Source organism: Vibrio ezurae NBRC 102218, from assembly GCF_000467185.1.
In the GTDB taxonomy this organism is placed as follows: Bacteria; Pseudomonadota; Gammaproteobacteria; order Enterobacterales; family Vibrionaceae; genus Vibrio; species Vibrio ezurae.
This window is the reverse complement of sequence record NZ_BATM01000025.1, coordinates 18288-37313: the sequence shown is the minus strand read 5'-3', so window position 1 is coordinate 37313 and position 19026 is coordinate 18288. Positions and strand designations below refer to the sequence as shown.

Here is a 19026-nt window from a genome sequence, read left to right as displayed (position 1 = left end):
TTAGAAATACGCCATATAGTATTTTGCTAGGTAAATTTTTGTAATGAATTAAACTTTTCAGAAGCATAAATAGTATTTAAGAACTTCATCATAAATAAAGAGTTTCAGGATTATAACAGAATGGTGTCACCATTGAAGTTAGCAGTAATAGTGGCTACTAAAAACCGCTGTGATTTATTGATTGGCAGAGCACTAAAGGCGCTTCAGAGGCAAACTCGAAAGCCCAACTACCTGATTATTTGTGATGACTCTGATCTTCAATACCGTAATAAAAATAGAAAGGCGACAAATCAATTCAGCTTATTAGATTGTAAGATCTTCTACTTGGAAAATAATAGAACCAAGGGAGCAAGCGGAGCTTGGAATTCAGCAGTTAATGCTTTATTAGCTGAAGAGAGCAACCCCTTCGAAGTGGCGCTTGCTTTCCTTGATGATGACGATACCTGGTCTCCTACATATCTGGAATGCTGTACGAATGCAATGGAGACACAATGCCTAGATATGGTCGCATGTGGTATCAATCGAATCTACGGCAAGTTTATAGCTTCTATTCAAAGTCCTGCACCAGAAAAGCTTAGTAGATCAGCTTTTCTAGTAGGTAACCCAGGAATACAGGGCTCAAACCTATTTCTCCGCCTGAATACCTTTTTAGAAGCAGGAGGTTTTGATGAATCTCTGAACAGTTCAACCGATCGAGACTTGTGTATTCGTTTAGCTGAGATGAATACAATTCGATATCAAGCTATTCCGAAGTATTTAGTCAATCATTATGCCGAAACAGATCGAGTAAGGCTAAGTACACCGGGGAACAGTGCTAAGTCATCAGGGCTTACTGCATTCTGGCAGAAGTACCATTCCCGTATGTCTGCTGAACAAAAAATAGCTTTTACTCAGCGAGCATCAGACCTTTTTGACTGGAAATCCCCAAGTGCTGATGACTGTGACCTTTTGGCAGAGATAAGCAACAAAGCATTTGTTTTAGTGTTTAGAAATGGGATTAACTCGGAGCAACTAGAGAAGCTGAAGGTATTTTTTACGCATTTCCTGAATTTCGACTTGGTAGGGCTGGATGTTGTATTTCTATCCAAAGCAGCAGAGCCAGCACAACACCACATTTCTACTACTTTGCGTGAGTTGGGAATAGGTTGCTTTCCTGTTGAATCTGCAGAACTACTGCGGATATATAGCATCCTCATTTCTGAACTGAGGCCGGGAAGTAAAGAATGGGAGCTTGAAGCTCTTTTAGAACCTGATCTCAGACATTTTAACAGCTCTGAAGACTATTTGATCAAGAGTGGAGCGCTAGAATTATCTGATCTTACTGTGCCCGAACATTTGGCAACCAGCGATATAAATCAGCATATACACGAGCTCAGGGTTACTTCTGCAGAGCATCGAGTTGCCCAATACTTTAAGCCCAAATCGTTGACAATATTAGGCTATGGTTCAGAAGCTATTGTATTCACCGATGGGCAGACTGTTTTCAAATGTATCGATTACTGGAAAACGCGAACACCAAAGGCTCTGTTTAAGTTTCTGTGCGATAGCGGCCCTACATGGAAAAATACCTCAGCGCTTTATCCTCTTATCTCTGTTGTCAGGGATAGCTCTTGGGTTCTCATTACTTACCCTTATGAAATCAGCAAACCCTACAATGGAGGGGCTGAAGAGTTACTTATTCAGCTAATCAACGATTGTACTCAAGCAGAAATAGTCTGCAATAACATACACCCCAAGAACCTGATTCAAAAGGGCAAAGAGGTAAAACTCATTGATTATGGTTCGGATATCCGCCCATGGAGTGAACTGGGTTTTGAACATATGGCAAGACGTACTTATCTTACTTGTTGGTGCGCAAATAAACCTGATTTGAAGACTTTGATGCGTAAATCATTGACAGATGAAAGTATGCCTGAGCTAGATGGTTATCCAGTATTTAGAGCAAAGCTAGACTACCCCGTGCATACTCAAGTGCGTTGTGAATCAGCGTTACTTTCTGCTCCAGAAGCAGAGCCCTTCGAGCTCATCATTGGTGTAATCACTGCCGATCCTTTAATGTTACTACCATTAATCAGCAGTCTTCGAGTATTGAAAGGCCACACTAGCATTCGTTCTCTTTCTGTTGCTGTTCTGTGCAATGGATGTGATGTACAAGAGCTTCAACAGATGCTTGATTCTACAAGTTGGCAACTCCCAAAACTCGACCTCATTTCAGAGAAGCAGCAAAGTCACGATGCGTGCAAAGGCCATTTTGGAGCAGGTATTAAATTCAGACCACATGGACAGGTCGACATAGCACAAGCCCGAACAATGCTACAGCGCTATTTGGGCGAGAAGCTTGAGCAATCTTCTGGATCAATTGGCTGGATTCTCGATGATGACATGCGACTCGATCATCGTACTTGCGATTATATTGGTTGGCTTCCTCATTTTCGGAAACAAGGGGTGGATGTCCTTCTGGGGGCCTATGAAGGCTCTTCACCCAATCCCCCTTTGAATGGGCTACGTGTTCAACTAATGGATTTAGTCCACAATCTGGAGTGGTTGGATAAATTGCCAGATGAGTCAATCTTACCTGATAGATCAGCAGAGAATGCTCTTTTACGAGCAACATTTTCTGATTATTACTATGACCTTTCTCGTAGGCATACAGCACACTTGGAATCCCCTATTTGGTTAGAACCGAGTTATGAATTTGAGACTGTCAGAGAAGCTCGTGCTCGGCTTATTGCTGGCGCAAAAGGGATTTTAAACGGTACACCGATTACACGCTCAATAATAGCTACTGAATGTTGTGACCCATTGAAAGAGGCGAAAGACTCTGTGAATCGAGGTGGTTGTACCTTTATCTTGAATCATACGGCTGTACAGCACACTCCAAATTTGGTTTTAAACATACATGGCAAAGAAGCCAGGCGCTCTGACATGATCTGGGCTATTGTCAATCGATATTATCGAGGTATGACAATCAAAGCGGTCTCTTTTCCTATCAAGCATGTCGGTCGCTTCTCTGACAAACCATCGGTAAATACTGAAAAGGTTCAAAGTGAAATAGTTGGCTCTGCACTTTATGCGGGATTAACAAATTTTTTACAGGCCAACCCTGAGCATAAATTGAGTTTTCGCCCAGAAGAGAACCAAGCCATTTACGAAATGACGATTGAGCAAGTGGTGAGCCGAATGACTGCATTAAAGCAAAGCTTCTATCGAATTAGGGGGTTGGTAAAGACCTTAAAACATTCATCATCAGGAAAAAACCTATTGCCACTCACTCACTGCCTTGAGGATAAGTTTTCGCTGGTTGCCTACAGCAAAATTAACAGTGCAGTTAAAGATATTAGCAAAAATGAAGTATCACATTTTCTCGATCAGCTAGTACAAGCCACTGACGCTTATAGCAGTGCACTGGATACTAATCATAACTCCTCTGAGGGGCTTGAGTCTAAAAGAGAAATTGATGGATTATTGGAGATTACTAGTGAAACTACAAACTGACAACTGGTGTACATTGCCTACAGCAATGGGCGAATTTCGAATGTATGACACCACCGATGACAATATTAGTGTGATCTGCATTGGGGATATAAAATCCCAAGGTAAGCTTCCACTTCTTAGGATTCACTCATCCTGCAGAGCCTCTGAAGTGTTCGGGGCATTAGATTGCGATTGTGCAGACCAACTACGAGAAAGCATGAAGAATCTTGTCTTTGAAGGGCGAGGGATGATTGTGTATCAACAGCAAGAAGGCCGTGGGCACGGCCTATCTTTAAAAATAACAGCTGTTCGGGCAATGGAGTACGATAACCTAGATACAGCTCAGGCATTTGAAAAGCTTGGGCTTGAGCAAGATATTCGTACTTATGCTGAGGCGGTCGAACTTTTAAAGCAACTCAATATTTCAGCAGTGCGCTTGGTTTCGAATAACCCTCGAAAACATCAGTACCTGAGTGATCATGGTATTCAAACGCAAATGGTTAATACCAACCCCAATATTCGTCCTGAAAACAGAGAATATTTATTTACCAAGAATGAAAAACTGGGGCATATGTTACCGTTAGAAGCTTCTAGCTATGAATCTGAACCTGTCTATTTTTATCATTCTGATCAGCCGTGGGGAGAATTATCAAACTTTTCACGACATTCAGTCTTCATAGATGGGGTCATCTGGCCAACAACAGAGCATTACTATCAAGCACAGAAGTTCACACATGAAGTTCATCGAGAGTCTATTCGTTGCGCTTCAACACCTATGCTAGCAAAGTCACAAGCCTATACATTAGTAGATCAGTTTGGCAGAAATGATTGGGAGGCTATTCGAGAAGACATAATGTTGACAGCCTTGCGAGCGAAGTTTTCTCAGCACCCTGATGTTGCAACCAAACTGTTAAGCTCTGGGAGTCGAAAGTTAGTGGAGCGAACAACAAACGATGAATATTGGGGAGATCCAGGGGATGGTTCTGGCCAGAACAGACTCGGTGAATTGCTCATGAAGGTTAGAGCAGGACTTACCTCACAAGTAAGTTCGGTATCTGTGCTAATGGAGTATCACTAGATGTGTGGCTTGGTACTGCTGGTAGGTGAAAAAAGCCAAGGGCTGATATCGGAGTGTACAGAGAGACTCCGACACAGGGGGCCTGACAGCACGAGCATCTCTATCGGTAACGGAGTTTCTTTAGGCTTTCAAAGACTTTCAATTAATGGTGATGCTGTGCAAGGGCATCAACCTTTTGAAGAGCAAGGATGGTCTGCTGTCGTAAATGGTGAGGTCTATAACTACCTAGATTTAATTACACGGTACGAATTACCAAAGTCAGGTTGTGACACATCTGTCATGTTACCTCTATTTCTATTGATGAAAGAGGACGTCATAGATGAGTTAGATGGATTTTATGCAGCAGCTATATTGAACCCTGAAAGAACGGAAGCATTTTGCTTTCGTGACTTAATAGGCAAAAAACCACTTTTTGTGGGCTCATTCAAAGGCACTGTTTTTATTACGAGTGAGCTTAAAGCTTTACCAGAAGCTGATTGGTTTAAAGCTTTGCCAAAAGGCGTATCTAAGGTGGATTTAATTTCTGGCAAGTTTGAGCTTTTGAAAGAACATCACCAAGAATCTACTGACACCCCCTTAAATGAAGCTCTGATAGAGAGCGTTCTAAAGAGATTGCCAGCTGACGACCAACCCTTAGGTGTTTTTCTTAGCGGAGGGCTCGATAGCTCAATCATAGCCAGCATTACGTCTCGATTCAGAGAAGATGCCCATTACTTCATTTTAGGAAATAAAGATAGTTCAGACTCAGTCGCAGCTCAGACTGTGGTGGATTATTTGGATCTTAAAAACGTCTCGTATGTTCCACTACCTCATGAACATGAAATACCTCAATTAGTTTCTGAAACTGTTTATGCCACAGAGAGCTACAACCCTTCGGTGATCAGCAATGGTCTATCTACATTTCTTCTGGCAAAGGCGGCTAGAAAAGCAGGCATTAGAGTGGCTTTAACTGGGGAAGGAGCTGATGAACTGTTCGGTGGCTACCATCAATTCTCTGAAAAAGAACCTTGGCAGGAAACCAGAAAACAACTCATAAACGATATGCAATTTACCGAACTAAGGCGACTCGACCTCTCCTGTATGGCCAGTTCTATAGAACCTAGATGCCCTTTCCTTGATCGAAAGGTTAGAGCATATAGCAACCAGTTAGATTACTGCCAACTCTATAATACGAAAACCAACAAGGTGGCTTTGAGGCAAAGTTTCTCAGACTACCTTCCTGATGAAATCCTCCATCGCCAGAAAACTTCCTGTGATGTAGGAAGCGGAGTTCGGGGTATGGTTGTGCGCTATCTCCACCAAAACGGGAGATCAGAGCGTGAAGAGCTACTGGAGATCTGGAATACACACTTCAACTTTGAATCAACAAATAACTATTTTCACTCGTACCCAGTCTTTGATGCTGCAATTGATGTTCGAGGAGAGTCTCACAGGTGATTACTCATATTGAACAGTTAATGCTTGAGCACTTCAGGAATGTTCCTTTTCACAACTTGAACCTGCTATTTAGTGGGTTGGGAGAAAACAAAATTCCAGGAGGAACCTGTTCGGATAAAACATTAACTTTTCTTGCTGATGCGCGTGATATTGGCGCAAATGCTTATCTACACACCGCATATATTGGAGGAAAAGAGATTCATCGACTGGTCAGAATTAATGTTGATGGTCGTAGCTTTTACGCAGATATTGGTAATGGTTGGCCAGCACTGAGATTATTTCCTGCGGATGAGGCGATCTCCTTCGAATGCTTCGGTATGAAGTATCGTACGGAAGTTAATAATGAGTGGGTGCTTGTATTCCATGAAAAGCAAGGAAGAGAAAGCCTTCAGATGGAAATAAATACTATTCCGCGCTCGGACAGAGAGATTTTTGCTCAGATTAACTCTCGTTATTCTTCTGGTATCCAATATCCATTTTCCAACAGTTTAAGGTTCTCTCTGATTGTTGGCGGAGCATTTTTGTTTCTGCGGGGAAATCAGCTAGAAAGGTATTCAAAATCCGGCTTTACAGCTAAAGAGTTGGATGAACAGGATATACCCAAAGCAATACAGAAAGAGTTTGGGTTTGATGTAAGTTCTTTTTTTCTTCTTAAAAACTCACGACTGAAATCTATATAAATTTAGCAGGGAGTTATCGAGTTGGAGCCCGACTATTGTTTGTTTCGAAATTTGAAGGGTGCTTTTTTCTAATTGTTACCCATACATTTTTATCGCTCAGAGCGATATTCCAACAACCAACATGACTCATTTCTCTCCAAAAATCAGTTTCCCCCAACACAGCCACAGTGTACTCGCCCCAAAAAAACGGGGCTACTACTAGCCCCGTTTTAAATAAACAACTTCCCGCCTATCTCTACTTCAAATTCACCGCATCAGCAATAACGTGGTAGATGTAGTTCTGCTCTACAACGCCTTGGAATAACCATGCTTGTGGGCCGCGGGCGAAGATGGCTACGTCTTCGCCTGAGTGCGTTTCTGATTTTAGTTTAATCATGGCTTGCTGGATGTAATCAGGGCTTGCCACTTCTTTTGCGGTTACGTCTGGGCGAGCGCCTTCGATGCCGCCAGGGCCGTTACCGTACATTAACGTGGTGTATGACTTGCCTGTTAGATCTTTGTTTGGCTTTCCGCCAGACATAGATAGACCAAGGATGTCGTTACCACGTTCGGCGTAGCCATTCGCTACGAAGCTGTGGGCGTGGTCGGCAGTTACAATGATTAGCGTATCTTTAGGATCGGTTTTTTCGATTGCGGCTTGAACAGCTTTATCAAATGCGATGGTATCTTCTAGTGCACGTGCTGCGTTGCCTGCATGGTGAGCGTGGTCAATACGTCCGCCTTCAACCATTAACAAGTAGCCGTCTTTGTTTTTTGATAGTACATCTAGCGCTTTGCTAGTCATTTCAGCAATGGAAGGTTCGATGTTTTCTTTTACGCGATCTAATTCCCACTCAAGGTGGCTTGAGTTGAATAACCCCATTACGCGAGATTTGTCATCAAGCTTTTCAAAGCCTGCGCGGTCATAAACGTAGTTGGCTTCTGGGTAGCGTTTTTGCCACTCTTCGATTAGGTTTTTACCGTCGCTACGCTTACCTGCAAAGCCTTGCTCATCTTTCATGTCTTTGTCGATGAACTCTCTGCGTCCACCAGCGAATACAACTTGGATGCCATCACCGTGGTCAAAATTAACCAGCTGATGCGCAATGTCTGTACAACCGTTGTTTTTGTTGTAGCTTGAGATAGAAGAATCACTTTCCCAGTTTCGGTCTGGGCTATGAGCGTAAGCGGCCGCTGGTGTTGCGTGCGTAATACGAGTTGTTGTTACAAAGCCAACTGACAAGCCTTTTTCTGCTGCTGATTGGAAAGCACTTTTTACTTTGTTCTCTTCAACGTTGTTACAGAAGCCACGTTTGATGTTCTCATTTACACCCAAGACACCAGAGCTGGTTTTTACACCAGCAACCATTGCGGTCGCCGTACCCGCAGAGTCCGGCGTTTGCATGTTGGTGTTATAAGTTTTAGACAACGCCATGTGCGGAAGGGATTCCATACTAAGCGCGTATTCTTCACCTTTCAGCCCCTGTTGCTGTCCTGCGTAAATACGCGCGGCGGTGATGGTTCCGACACTCATGCCATCACCCACAAATAAAATGACATTTTTTGCTGGGCCGACAATAGGCTTAGTTTTTTTCGCTTGCTGCAAAGCTTGCTGACCGTCTTTAAACCACTGATCAGTGTGTTGAGGCAACTGAGCATACACTGATGAAGCACCGCTCATGACGATAGCCAAAACAAGTCCTTTGTATTTCATTTTCATATCTCCATTACGATTGTATTAGCATAGATCCACGACAAGGCTAATTTACGTTAGCGAGATGACAGAAAAGCGCACCTAAATGATGATTTGTTTAATTTTTCGTTACCTTAAAATGACAAAACCCCAGCCATAGTGACTTGGGGTTTTTGTTTGCAACGCGATATGACGATACTACTTACGAGATAAAGTGCGTCGCGCAAATCTTATTACCTGAAGGGTCTCTTAAATAAGCCATGTACAGTTGACGCTCTGTGTTTCCGCGAATACCCGGAGGATCTTCACACTCTGCACCACCGTTTTCTAAGCCTAGTTGATGCCACTTATCCACCAGCTCAGAGCTGGCTGCTTTAAAGCCGATGGTTGTGCCATTACCATGTGTCGCCGCTTCACCATTGATAGGCTTAGTTAAGCAAAAAATACCGCTATCTGAGAAATAAAAGCAGCGGCCTTTTTCATCAAATACACCAGCGTCATAACCTAGCGTTGCTAGAACAGCATCATAAAATGCTTTAGATTCATCCATATTATTGGTGCCGATCATTACATGACTAAACATACACTTCCTTTTTAATGATTGAGAATTCAATGTGCAGAAATATGACTCTTTTGTCTAGCAATGAATGACTTGGGTATTCACACATAGTGATCCACCAGCAAAGCAATAAATAACAACATTAAGTGATAGATTGAAAACTTAAAGGTTTGCATGGCTTGTTTTGCATCGGCTCGGTATTTGAGCTTCCATGCATGATAAATAAACCCGGCACTCAATATGGTTGAGCTGGCTAGATAGATTTGTCCGCTCATGCCCACTAACACTGGCATAACGCAGACCAAAGCCAATAAAATGGTATATAACAGAATGCTAGTTTTGGTGTATTCAACGCCATGGGTAACAGGCAGCATCGGGATATCGGCTTTGGCATAATCGTCTCTGCGATGAATAGCTAGCGCCCAAAAATGCGGCGGCGTCCAAATAAAGATGATCATCACCAATAGCCAAGCGTTGGCGTGCAACTCCCCTGTGACTGCCACCCAGCCCAGCAGTGGCGGCATTGCCCCTGCGATGCCTGCAATCACAATATTTTGCGGGGTGGCACGCTTTAGATATAGAGTGTAAATCAGCGCATAACCTAACAGACTGGCAAAAGTCAGCACCGCAGTTAGCCCATTGACCCCAACATACAAAATGGCAAAACCCGCTAAACCTATACTAGTGGCAAACAAAAATACGTTCGCCGAAGAGAGCTCTCCAGAGGGAAGTGGGCGCTTATAAGTACGAGCCATAATCGCATCAATGCGCTGATCAATAAGGTGGTTAAAAGCGGCCGCCGAGCCTGCCATCAAGCCAATGCCAAGTAGCCCTAGCAAAGATTGTTGCACTGGCAACGCACCCGGCATAGCCAGACACATCCCCACCACTGCGGTTAGCAACATCAGTGCCACGACTTTAGGTTTGGTCAGTTGGTAGTAGCTGTGTAATACCTGCTTACTGCCAATACGTGTTTGCGAACCGATAAGATGACTCATACCGAATACTCCCTTTTCGAATCATGAACTTGCGTGCGACTAGATTGCACTTTGACCCACACAAAATGATTGGTGGCGATTAATGTCACCAGTAGCAACGCCGCGCTAAGGTTGTGCATGACTGCGTTGAGCAGTGGCAGATGAAAGACGACATTCGCCACGCCAAGTAATACTTGCACCATTAAGCCTAAAGCAATGACTTTCACGTACGCTTTCGCCGCAGGTAAGGCGCTTTTATAAAGCAGTATAATTAATAGTAATAACACTAAGGTGGTGATGAGCGCCCCGATTCTGTGGGTCACATGGATGGTCATTCTTGCGCCGTAATCCAATACGCCAAATTCATAATCATCAAAACCGGATTGGATAAAATTAAACGCATTAGCGAAATCAAGATGGCTTTGCCAATCGCCCTGACAGATGGGTAAAGAGGTACACATTAAGGCGGCGTAGTTTGATGATGTCCAGCCGCCAAGCATGATTTGCAGTATAAGTACGGCGGTGGCAAAGACAGTAAAGCTGCGTAATACACTGAGCGATGAGGTCGATAAATAATCGATGTTTACGGTGCGCTGTTTTTGCATAGAAGAAGCGCTGCGAAGATGGCACATCAGCCATGCCAGTAAGCTAAACAAGGTGAAACCGCCAAGTAAATGCAACATGACAATTACTGGCATCAGCTTTAAGGTGACCGTCCACATGCCAAGGGCGGCTTGGGCAATAATGACGGTGCTAAGCACAACGGCAAATGGGCGATACGTGACCGAGCTTTTCCATATCAGAGAAGACAGAGCAAACACCACAAACCCGAGTGTCCCCGCAAAATAGCGATGTATCATTTCAAGCCACGCTTTACTTGGCTCAACCGCTCTTTGTGGAAACAATTGCTCCGCTTTGGCGATGTCTTCAGCCTGCATTGGCACGCCGATTTGTCCATAACATCCCGGCCAGTCGGGACACCCTAAGCCTGCATCGGCCAATCGAGTGTAGGCGCCAAGCGCTATCACCACTAGGGTCATAAACAGCGCGACCCAAGTTAATCGTTGTAATGAGATGCTTCCTTGCATAACAAAATTACCCCACTCTAGACAACTTCAAGATTTTTCGAACATCTGAGATAAGCCCTTTGTTTTGCGACACTTGCTGATCTGCCCCAATATTGGAATAACGCATCACCCACTGCCCTAAAGGATCGATAAGCACATAATCTTGCGCATGTACCGGAGCGCTTTTCTGGTCGATAAGTAAGGTTGGTCGCCCTTGCCTGTTTTGTGCAAGCCACGTTTGATCTGAGGTCGACGTAATGTAAAGAGAGACCACCACCCTTTCGCTATAAGCGCCAAGGGCGATGTAACTTTGATTCAGTAGATGCCATCTTTGATTACACGCGTCATCGCACGTATCTGGCACGATAAACACCAACTGCCAACGCTCAGAAACGGGGTTAACTAAATTGGCAGATTCAAAGGTAAACCTTGGCTCTATTAATACGCCTTTATTGGTTACGCCGGATTGATACCAGCCTTGATGCAAAATCAAATGCGCGGCAATAACCGGCACGGCAAAAATCAGAATCAAAGCCAGAAGTTTTACGCGACCTTGTTTTTGCCGAGCCTTATTCTGCTTATCTTTATTCTGCTTAATCTTATTCTGCTTAGCTTTTCCCTTTTGCGAACAAAGTGCTTGGCTTTGCATAGTCATCCCTTAACTTTTCTCTTTCTTAACACAAATAAAATCACCAGTAACGCATACACTCCAGCCATACCAAACCACTGAAATGCGTAACCAAAGTGTTTCTGAGAGGTCATTGGATACGGCGACCACAGCATAGGTAAATCACTATTGGCAATAACCTCAGGCTGAAACACAAACGGTAAGAGTGGCGCATCAAGCGCTGCCGCAAGCTGACTTAAATTTAAGTTTTGAATGCGCATTCCTTCTGACATATTTTCTAGCATGACATCGGAGCTTAAAGGGTTAGTGCTTTTTTGATACACCTTGCCCGTAAAGCGTTGCGGCTGCTGAATAGGCGCCACTTTAGGAAGCTCATCTCGGGTCATGGATGCCACCACAAAACCGAGTTCCACCAACACTAGTTCAGAAGACAATAGATATTTTTCTCGCTTCAGAACCACCGCCATAGGTTGCAACACTCGATAGCCAACCTTGGAGTCATGGGTCACGTTATCTAAATACACCAAAGGTAACGGCTGCGGTTCTACGTCTATTTGTAATGGAAAACCGGTGACATTGAGTTCGGCGTCCATAGCCGATAACTGCTCTACGCTAAGGGGCGACATTTGCTGTCTGTCCAGCAACTGCTGTTCTAGCTGTTGCTTTTCTTCACCTCGGGATAATTGCCAAAAACCCAATTTGACCAATACCACAAACACAACCACAGTTAATACTGACGCGGCTAACCAAAACACTTTGCACGCTATCTTGTTAGAGACCGCGCTTTTAAGACTCAAAGACGAAGACTTAGGAGATTGAATGTCACCACTGCTTTTCAAATCCATCATCATCCTGTTGTTGCTGTTTATTATCTTCAACTTAGTTCTCGCGATGGTGCGTATGGTGCGAGAAAACGCTGATTCAAAAGTGCCAATGAGCCGCTATTTAGGGCGCCGTGTGGCGTTATCTGCGGTAGTGATCATCTTTCTTATCCTTGCCTTAAAACTGGGCTGGGTTATGCCCAATCCACGGCCGTATTAGTGCACGGCTAGAGCACGTACACAAAGACAAATAAACACAGCCACACCACATCCACAAAGTGCCAATACCAACTGCCTGCTTGAAATCCAAAATGATCTTTAGCAGTAAAGTGGTCTTTGCTGATCCTAAATAAAAGCACAATCAGAAAAACCGTACCGATAAACACATGCATGCCGTGAAAGCCTGTCAACAAGAAGAAGGTGTTGCCGTAAATTCCAGATTGCAGAGTCAGCCCCATATCTTGATAAGCGTGGATGTACTCTTCTGCTTGGAAGAACAAAAAGAACCCTGCCAACACTATGGTGAGCTCTAGCCATACCACCAGCGCCATGCGTTTATTTTGTTCAAGGCTGACATGCGCCATGTGCAAAGTGACTGAAGAGAGTAATAAGATGATGGTGTTTTTTAATGGCAATCCTTGCCAACCCATCGCTTGAGTAGTGTCTCCAGCGGGTGTTGTGGTTAAGGGCCAAATCGCCTCAAAGGTGGGCCACAATACTTCGTGAGTCATCGCGTTATTATCGGCACCGCCAAGCCAAGGCACGGATAACATTCGAGCGTAAAATAGCGCGCCAAAGAAAGCGCCAAAGAACATCACTTCCGAGAAGATAAACCAGCTCATGCCTTGGCGAAAAGAGCGAGTGATTTGCGCGCTGTAATAGCCCGACAACGACTCTTGCACTACATTAGTAAACCAACCCGCCAATACCACCAAAAGAGCAATAGAACCTAAAGCCAACAGCCAAGGCCCTAACAAGCCTCCATCGTGCATGCTCTGTACGGTTAGCCCCGCTCCCACGGCAATAAAAAACAGAGCAAATGCAGCCACAAGTGGCCATTGGCTTTGTGCTGGAACGTAATAAGCTTGGTGCTTGTCACTCATAACGCATCTCCTTGCGTGTCATATGACGACGTCAGTTGCCCCGATACAGCAGAGGACGCGAGTTTAGGATCATCAACGCTGTCACTGATGTCGTATAAGGTATACGACAGAGTCAGCGTATGAATTGAATTGGGCAGCTCATGTTCTACATAGAAAATTAAAGGCAGTTCCGCTTGTTGCTGAGCATTAAGTGGTTGCTGGTTAAAACAAAAACACTCAATTTTATTAAAATGGGTCGCCCCTAAACCGGGGCTGACTGACGGAACAGCTTGCGCCACTAGCGCAAGTTGCGATTGATTCGTCGCAATGTAGGCGGTGCGGATGATTTCACCTGGATGCACATGCATCACTTTTTTCTTCGGCTCAAACGCAATGGGCAATCCCGGAGGAATGTGCGATACAAACTCCACCTTGATCGTGCGCGACTCATCCACTTGCATCGCTGTGGGTTGCTCGGCAGCCACGGTTGAAGTCTTGCCGTTGATACCCAGTTGTTCACACAAAATGTCGTACAGCGGCACTAACGCAAAGCCAAAACCAAACATACCTAATGTAGCTGCGCACAGTATTAATGTGAGCTTTTTATTCGACATGCGTTGCTTGGTAGAAGCTTCCTTAGACATAAGCGCATCAATCCACTTTCGGAGGCGTAGAGAAGGTGTGGTGCGGCGCAGGGCTTGGCACTGTCCATTCCAAACCTTCGGCTCGCTCCCAAGGTTTGGCCGGCGCTTTTTCGCCGCCTCGTACACATTTGATCACTACCCACAAGAAAAGCAGTTGTGATAAGCCAAAGGCAAACCCACCGATTGACACTATCTGATTCACATCGGCAAATTGAATCGCATAATCAGGAATACGCCTTGGCATTCCCGCCAGTCCTAAGAAATGCATCGGGAAGAACAAAATATTGACCGACACCACTGATGTCCAAAAATGCCATAAGCTTAGGCGCTGGTTGTACATATTGCCGGTCCATTTTGGCAGCCAATAATACGCTGCTGCCATAATGGAGAACACCGCTCCTGAAACCAATACATAGTGGAAATGCGCCACCACAAAATAGGTGTCATGGTACTGAAAATCCGCAGGCACAATCGCCAACATCAATCCAGAAAAACCGCCGATGGTAAACAGCACAATAAAGGCTATCGAAAATAGCATTGGGGTTTCAAAAGTAAGTGCGCCACGCCACATGGTCGCTACCCAGTTAAATACTTTTACCCCTGTCGGCACCGCAATCAGCATGGTGCAGTACATAAAGAACAGCTCTGCAAACACCGGCATACCTGTGGTAAACATGTGATGCGCCCAAACTAGAAACGACAACAAAGCGATGGAGCAAGTGGCGTACACCATAGAGTGATAACCAAACAGCTTTTTACCGCTAAACGCCGGCACAATTGCCGAGATAATGCCAAACGAAGGCAAGATCATGATGTACACCTCTGGGTGGCCGAAGAACCAGAAAATATGCTGGAACATCACGGGGTCGCCACCGCCTGCGGCATCAAAAAAGCTCGTGCCAAAGTATTTATCGGTCAGCACCATAGTCACTGCGCCCGCTAACACAGGCATCACCGCAATGAGCAAAAAGGCCGTAATTAGCCAAGTCCATACAAACAGCGGCATTTTCATCAATTTCATGCCCGGAGCACGCATATTGAAAATGGTCACGATCACGTTGATCGCCCCCATAATTGAGCTGATCCCCATGATATGCACCGAAAATACAAATAGTGCAGTACTGTCAGGGCCATAAGTGGTAGAAAGCGGCGCGTAAAAAGTCCAACCAAAATCAGGGCCGCCACCGGGCATAAACAATGAGCTTAATAAAATTAAAAATGCAAAAGGCAAAATCCAGAAGCTAAGGTTATTCATGCGTGGCAACGCCATATCTGGCGCACCGATCATCATCGGGATCATCCAGTTTGCAAGCCCAGTAAAGGCTGGCATAACCGCACCAAATACCATTACTAGCCCATGCACTGTGGTCATTTGATTAAAAAACTGTGGATCAATCAGTTGTAAGCCCGGCTGAAATAGCTCGGCGCGAATGATCATTGCCATTGCGCCGCCAGTAAAGAACATGATCAAACTAAACCACAAATAAAGCGTACCGATATCTTTATGGTTAGTAGAATAGATCCAGCGAGCTAACCCTTTGGCTGGGCCGTGATGATCATGATCTGCGGTATCGGCCGTTGTACCTGCGCTAACGCTTTGCAATTCATCACTAGCCGTGCTCTTGTATGTAGAGGCTTTGTCGTACTCTTTCATCACTCACCCTCCACCTTAGTTTGTGCATTTATTTGCGTTGCCACATCGGATGCTTGAACAAGATCGCCTGTGTTGTTGTCCCATGCATTGCGCTCGTAAGTCACCACAGCAGCAATTTCTTCAGCGGTAAGTTGAGTGCCAAAGGCTTGCATTGCCGTACCACTCACCCCATTGACGATAATGTCGATATGTCCGTTGACGTCACCCAGTACCACACTGCTGCCTTTCATGGCGGGGAACACATTGGCTACGCCTAAACCATTGCTTTGATGACATACCGCGCAGCGCCCTTCGTATACCTCTTTTCCGAGTGTCATCAGCTCATCCATACTCAAGGTTTTTTGTAATGCTTGTTGCTGCTGACGTTTTTGCTCTGCTAACTGCTGCTCTTTATCGGCAATCCAAGCGTCAAATTCATCAGCCTCTACCGCCTTCACCACAATCGGCATAAAGCCATGATTACGTCCGCACAATTCGGCGCATTGACCGCGATAAATGCCCGGCTTATCAATTTTGGTCCACGCTTCGTTAATAAACCCCGGAATCGTGTCTTTCTTCACTGCAAAATCGGGCACCCACCATGAGTGAATCACGTCATCAGAAGTCATTAAAAAGCGGATTTTTTTACCTATTGGCAGTACCAAAGCGTTATCCACTTCCAGTAGGTAGTGCTCGCCTTTTTGGTCGGTACCTTCGATTTGTTCATTGCTAGTAGAAAGGTAACTAAAAAACTCCACATCATGCTCAAAGTAGCTGTAATGCCACTTCCATTGCGAACCGGTAATTTTAACGGTCAGCTCTGATTCGCTGGTGTCTTCCATTTCAATCAAGGTTTTGGTGGCAGGAATGGCCATGCCGATGAGGATTAAGATAGGTATCACGGTCCAAATAATTTCCACTTTCGTACTTTCGTGAAAATTGGCCGCGACTGCGCCTTTTGATTTTCGATGCTTAATGATGGAGTAAAACATCACCCCAAACACCACCACCGCAATCGCGACACAGATATAGAAAATCAGCATGTGCAAATGGAACACTTTACCGCTGATTTCCGTGACGCCTTGGGTCATGTTGAAAGATGATGAGACCGTTGCAAAAGATTCAGAGACAGATGATTCAGAGGCTTGGGCCGTTTTGGCAAAAACAGATGCCAACAAAAACAATGGCATACTCACAACACGGTAAGCGCGCAGTTTTAGGTTGCTGATGATTTGCTTAAATGATCCCATTACTGTGTGGTCATGCATTAGCCCGTCACCCTCCTGGTGAACTAATTCATTTGCTTCAATGCATATCTGTACGGCCATCATCAGGTATGCGCACCCTAAAAACCCCACATGCTCTATCGATTATCTGAGTAACCTTTCGAGACCACCATGTTACATTTATGTTAATAAATGCTAGTTTAGATTAAATAACAATCAAGCAATCTGCGAAATTACATTTCAGCGTCAGCAAAACACACTGTTGTTAACTATACTGATTTAGAGATTGAACCAACTGTAACTCTATATTTTTAAACCACTTTTAAGAGACCTCTATATGAGTAAAGGATTACTACTAGTTATTCTTCTATGCAATGTTCTGGCAGGCGTCGCCAACGCCTCTGAGGCAAGCCATCTATTGAAGCAACAGAACAAATTTTCGGCCCAAGTCGAGAAAATTGAAAATTCAACAGGTGAGCAAGCGCTATTTCTGGAAGATGTTCTGCGTCGAAAAAACGGCGTACTTAGAGATGAAATTGCCGATCTTCTGGTCAAGTCCCCAGATTCAGAGTCATTAAAAACCTTGATCCCAGCACAAGCGACGATGCTACAAGCGTTGATTATGCATGCAGATGCTCAGGCTCAAACACTCTTTCAAGAGGCAAGAGATGCCAGTGAAGCGGATAAAGCGGAATACCAATTTCTAGCACAGCAACGCGTCGCAAGTGTTGACATCTACTACACTGAGCTCGCGACTACTTTTGATTGGGCAAAAAAACAGGGCATTAAGCTTGACGAAAGTGGTTTTAAACAAGACCTACAACAACGCAGTGAAGTGTTATACGACATTGTAATTTATCTTGATGGCCGTAAAAAAGCCCTCGATCAGCGAAAACTGTATACCACTGAAGAAGACAAACCCGCCCTTGAAAAGCAAATAGTGGCCTTGGCACAATTGCAGCGCTATCTACTCTCAAGCATGAACAATACAGTGACTCTTATGTCTAACTTTGGACTGGACGTGACTGATTACAAACAAACATTGTTTGCTATGACGGGTGATATCAATGCCGATATTTTAGACGTGAATGTGGCGTTAGGATTGTTCCACGAATGGCTAGACTCTTTTAAAGATTGGGCATTTGATAATTCACCTTCTATATTGGTGAAGCTATTGGTGTTCTTAGGCATACTTTGGGCAACCCATATTCTGTCTAAGCTGGTCGCTAAGCTGGTGAAAAAAAGCGTTTCACACTCCAAAATGGATTTTAGTGTGTTAATGCAAGATTTCTTCATTTCTATTGTCTCTAAAGCGGTGACCTTTATTGGCCTGCTTATCGCCCTATCGCAAATCGGTATTAACTTAGGCCCGCTACTGACCGGCTTTGGTGTGGCGGGTGTCATTATTGGTTTTGCCTTGCAAGATACCCTGTCTAATTTTGCTTCTGGTTTGATGATTCTTATCTATCGCCCTTTTGATGTAAAAGACTTAGTACAAGTGGCGGGGATACAAGGAACCGTCAGTCATATGAGCCTTGTATCCACCACCATACGAACGTTAGATAACCAAACCCTAGTCATTCCAAATAATAAAATCTGGGGTGATGTTATTAACAACATGACCTCGGAGCGCGTGCGCCGCGTGGATATGGTGTTTGGTATTGGTTACTCTGATGACTTTGATTTTGCTATCGAAATCTCGAAAAAAGTGCTGCAAAACCACGACAAAGTGCTTAAGCATCCAGAAATGAATGTACGTGTGCATACATTAAATGAATCGTCTGTAGATCTGATTGTGCGCCCTTGGGTAAGAACCGATGATTACTGGGATGTGTATTGGGATGTCACCGAAGAGATAAAACGTCAATTTGACGCAAATGGCATTACCATTCCTTTCCCACAACGAGACGTGCATATCTATAAAACAGATCAAGCATAACGGGCTCTATCTTAATACTTGTTAAATCCGACAATGGTGAGGAATTTCCTCACCATTTTTCGTTTTCCTCTATTGCAACTCTCCCCTGTATTTACATCTCCTAGCCTTC

The 19026-nt window shown here is 44.4% G+C and carries 16 protein-coding genes; 6 read left to right on the top strand and 10 right to left on the bottom strand.

The window, feature by feature from the left end; all coding sequences use genetic code 11:
- Positions 1-132 precede the first annotated feature (132 nt).
- Genes VEZ01S_RS16385 through VEZ01S_RS09640 form a run of 4 tightly spaced genes read left to right on the top strand, consistent with a single transcriptional unit; the run spans position 133 to position 6669 of the window.
- Positions 133-3495, top strand: a complete 3363-nt coding sequence (locus VEZ01S_RS16385) for a glycosyltransferase family 2 protein (protein ID WP_162889457.1) — start codon at positions 133-135, stop codon at positions 3493-3495.
- Positions 3458-4552 (top strand): riboflavin biosynthesis intermediates N-glycosidase, encoded by a 1095-nt coding sequence (gene ybiA, locus VEZ01S_RS16840; protein ID WP_021713854.1) that lies wholly within the window; start codon positions 3458-3460, stop codon positions 4550-4552. The genes VEZ01S_RS16385 and ybiA overlap by 38 nt, the downstream gene beginning before the upstream one ends.
- Positions 4553-5989 (top strand): asparagine synthetase B family protein, encoded by a 1437-nt coding sequence (locus tag VEZ01S_RS09645; RefSeq protein WP_021713853.1) that lies wholly within the window; start codon positions 4553-4555, stop codon positions 5987-5989.
- Positions 5986-6669, top strand: a complete 684-nt coding sequence (locus tag VEZ01S_RS09640) for an arylamine N-acetyltransferase (RefSeq protein WP_021713852.1) — start codon at positions 5986-5988, stop codon at positions 6667-6669. The genes VEZ01S_RS09645 and VEZ01S_RS09640 overlap by 4 nt, the downstream gene beginning before the upstream one ends.
- A 235-nt stretch (positions 6670-6904) precedes the next feature.
- Here the strand turns inward: VEZ01S_RS09640 and VEZ01S_RS09635 are convergent, their stop codons facing one another.
- The 6 genes from VEZ01S_RS09635 to VEZ01S_RS09610 form a co-directional block, all read right to left on the bottom strand.
- Positions 6905-8362, bottom strand: coding sequence for an alkaline phosphatase family protein (locus tag VEZ01S_RS09635; RefSeq protein WP_021713851.1), 1458 nt, complete (start codon positions 8360-8362; stop codon positions 6905-6907).
- A 181-nt stretch (positions 8363-8543) separates the two neighbouring features.
- Positions 8544-8924: a VOC family protein gene (locus VEZ01S_RS09630; protein WP_021713850.1), complete on the bottom strand. Its 381-nt coding sequence runs from the start codon at positions 8922-8924 to the stop codon at positions 8544-8546.
- Between the two features lie 77 nt (positions 8925-9001).
- Positions 9002-9898: a heme o synthase gene (gene cyoE, locus VEZ01S_RS09625; RefSeq protein WP_021713849.1), complete on the bottom strand. Its 897-nt coding sequence runs from the start codon at positions 9896-9898 to the stop codon at positions 9002-9004.
- Complete coding sequence (locus VEZ01S_RS09620; protein WP_021713848.1) at positions 9895-10965, bottom strand: COX15/CtaA family protein; 1071 nt, start codon at positions 10963-10965, stop codon at positions 9895-9897. Before VEZ01S_RS09620 ends, cyoE begins: the two co-directional genes overlap by 4 nt.
- Positions 10966-10972: 7 nt before the next feature.
- Positions 10973-11593 (bottom strand): redox-active disulfide-containing membrane protein, encoded by a 621-nt coding sequence (locus tag VEZ01S_RS09615; protein WP_235868466.1) that lies wholly within the window; start codon positions 11591-11593, stop codon positions 10973-10975.
- Positions 11594-11595: 2 nt separating this feature from the next.
- Positions 11596-12369 carry an SURF1 family protein gene (locus VEZ01S_RS09610; RefSeq protein WP_235868467.1) on the bottom strand — a complete coding sequence of 258 codons (774 nt, stop codon included), beginning with the start codon at positions 12367-12369 and terminating at the stop codon, positions 11596-11598.
- Positions 12370-12391: 22 nt separating this feature from the next.
- Here VEZ01S_RS09610 and VEZ01S_RS09605 point away from each other — a divergent pair, with 22 nt between their 5' ends.
- Positions 12392-12613 carry a DUF2909 domain-containing protein gene (locus VEZ01S_RS09605; protein ID WP_021713845.1) on the top strand — a complete coding sequence of 74 codons (222 nt, stop codon included), beginning with the start codon at positions 12392-12394 and terminating at the stop codon, positions 12611-12613.
- Between the two features lie 7 nt (positions 12614-12620).
- Here VEZ01S_RS09605 and VEZ01S_RS09600 read toward each other — a convergent pair whose 3' ends face one another.
- The 4 genes from VEZ01S_RS09600 to coxB are packed head-to-tail and all read right to left on the bottom strand — an operon-like array spanning position 12621 to position 16942.
- Positions 12621-13496 carry a cytochrome c oxidase subunit 3 gene (locus tag VEZ01S_RS09600; protein ID WP_021713844.1) on the bottom strand — a complete coding sequence of 292 codons (876 nt, stop codon included), beginning with the start codon at positions 13494-13496 and terminating at the stop codon, positions 12621-12623.
- Positions 13493-14089, bottom strand: coding sequence for a cytochrome c oxidase assembly protein (locus VEZ01S_RS09595; RefSeq protein ID WP_040890640.1), 597 nt, complete (start codon positions 14087-14089; stop codon positions 13493-13495). Before VEZ01S_RS09595 ends, VEZ01S_RS09600 begins: the two co-directional genes overlap by 4 nt.
- 37 nt (positions 14090-14126) lie before the next feature.
- Positions 14127-15773, bottom strand: coding sequence for a cytochrome c oxidase subunit I (gene ctaD / locus VEZ01S_RS09590; RefSeq protein WP_021713842.1), 1647 nt, complete (start codon positions 15771-15773; stop codon positions 14127-14129).
- Positions 15773-16942 (bottom strand): cytochrome c oxidase subunit II, encoded by a 1170-nt coding sequence (gene coxB / locus VEZ01S_RS09585; RefSeq protein ID WP_439654008.1) that lies wholly within the window; start codon positions 16940-16942, stop codon positions 15773-15775. Before coxB ends, ctaD begins: the two co-directional genes overlap by 1 nt.
- A 373-nt stretch (positions 16943-17315) precedes the next feature.
- Here coxB and VEZ01S_RS09580 point away from each other — a divergent pair, with 373 nt between their 5' ends.
- On the top strand, positions 17316-18917 hold the full coding sequence (locus VEZ01S_RS09580) for a mechanosensitive ion channel family protein (RefSeq protein ID WP_021713840.1): 1602 nt from the start codon (positions 17316-17318) through the stop codon (positions 18915-18917).
- Positions 18918-19026: the final 109 nt, after the last annotated feature.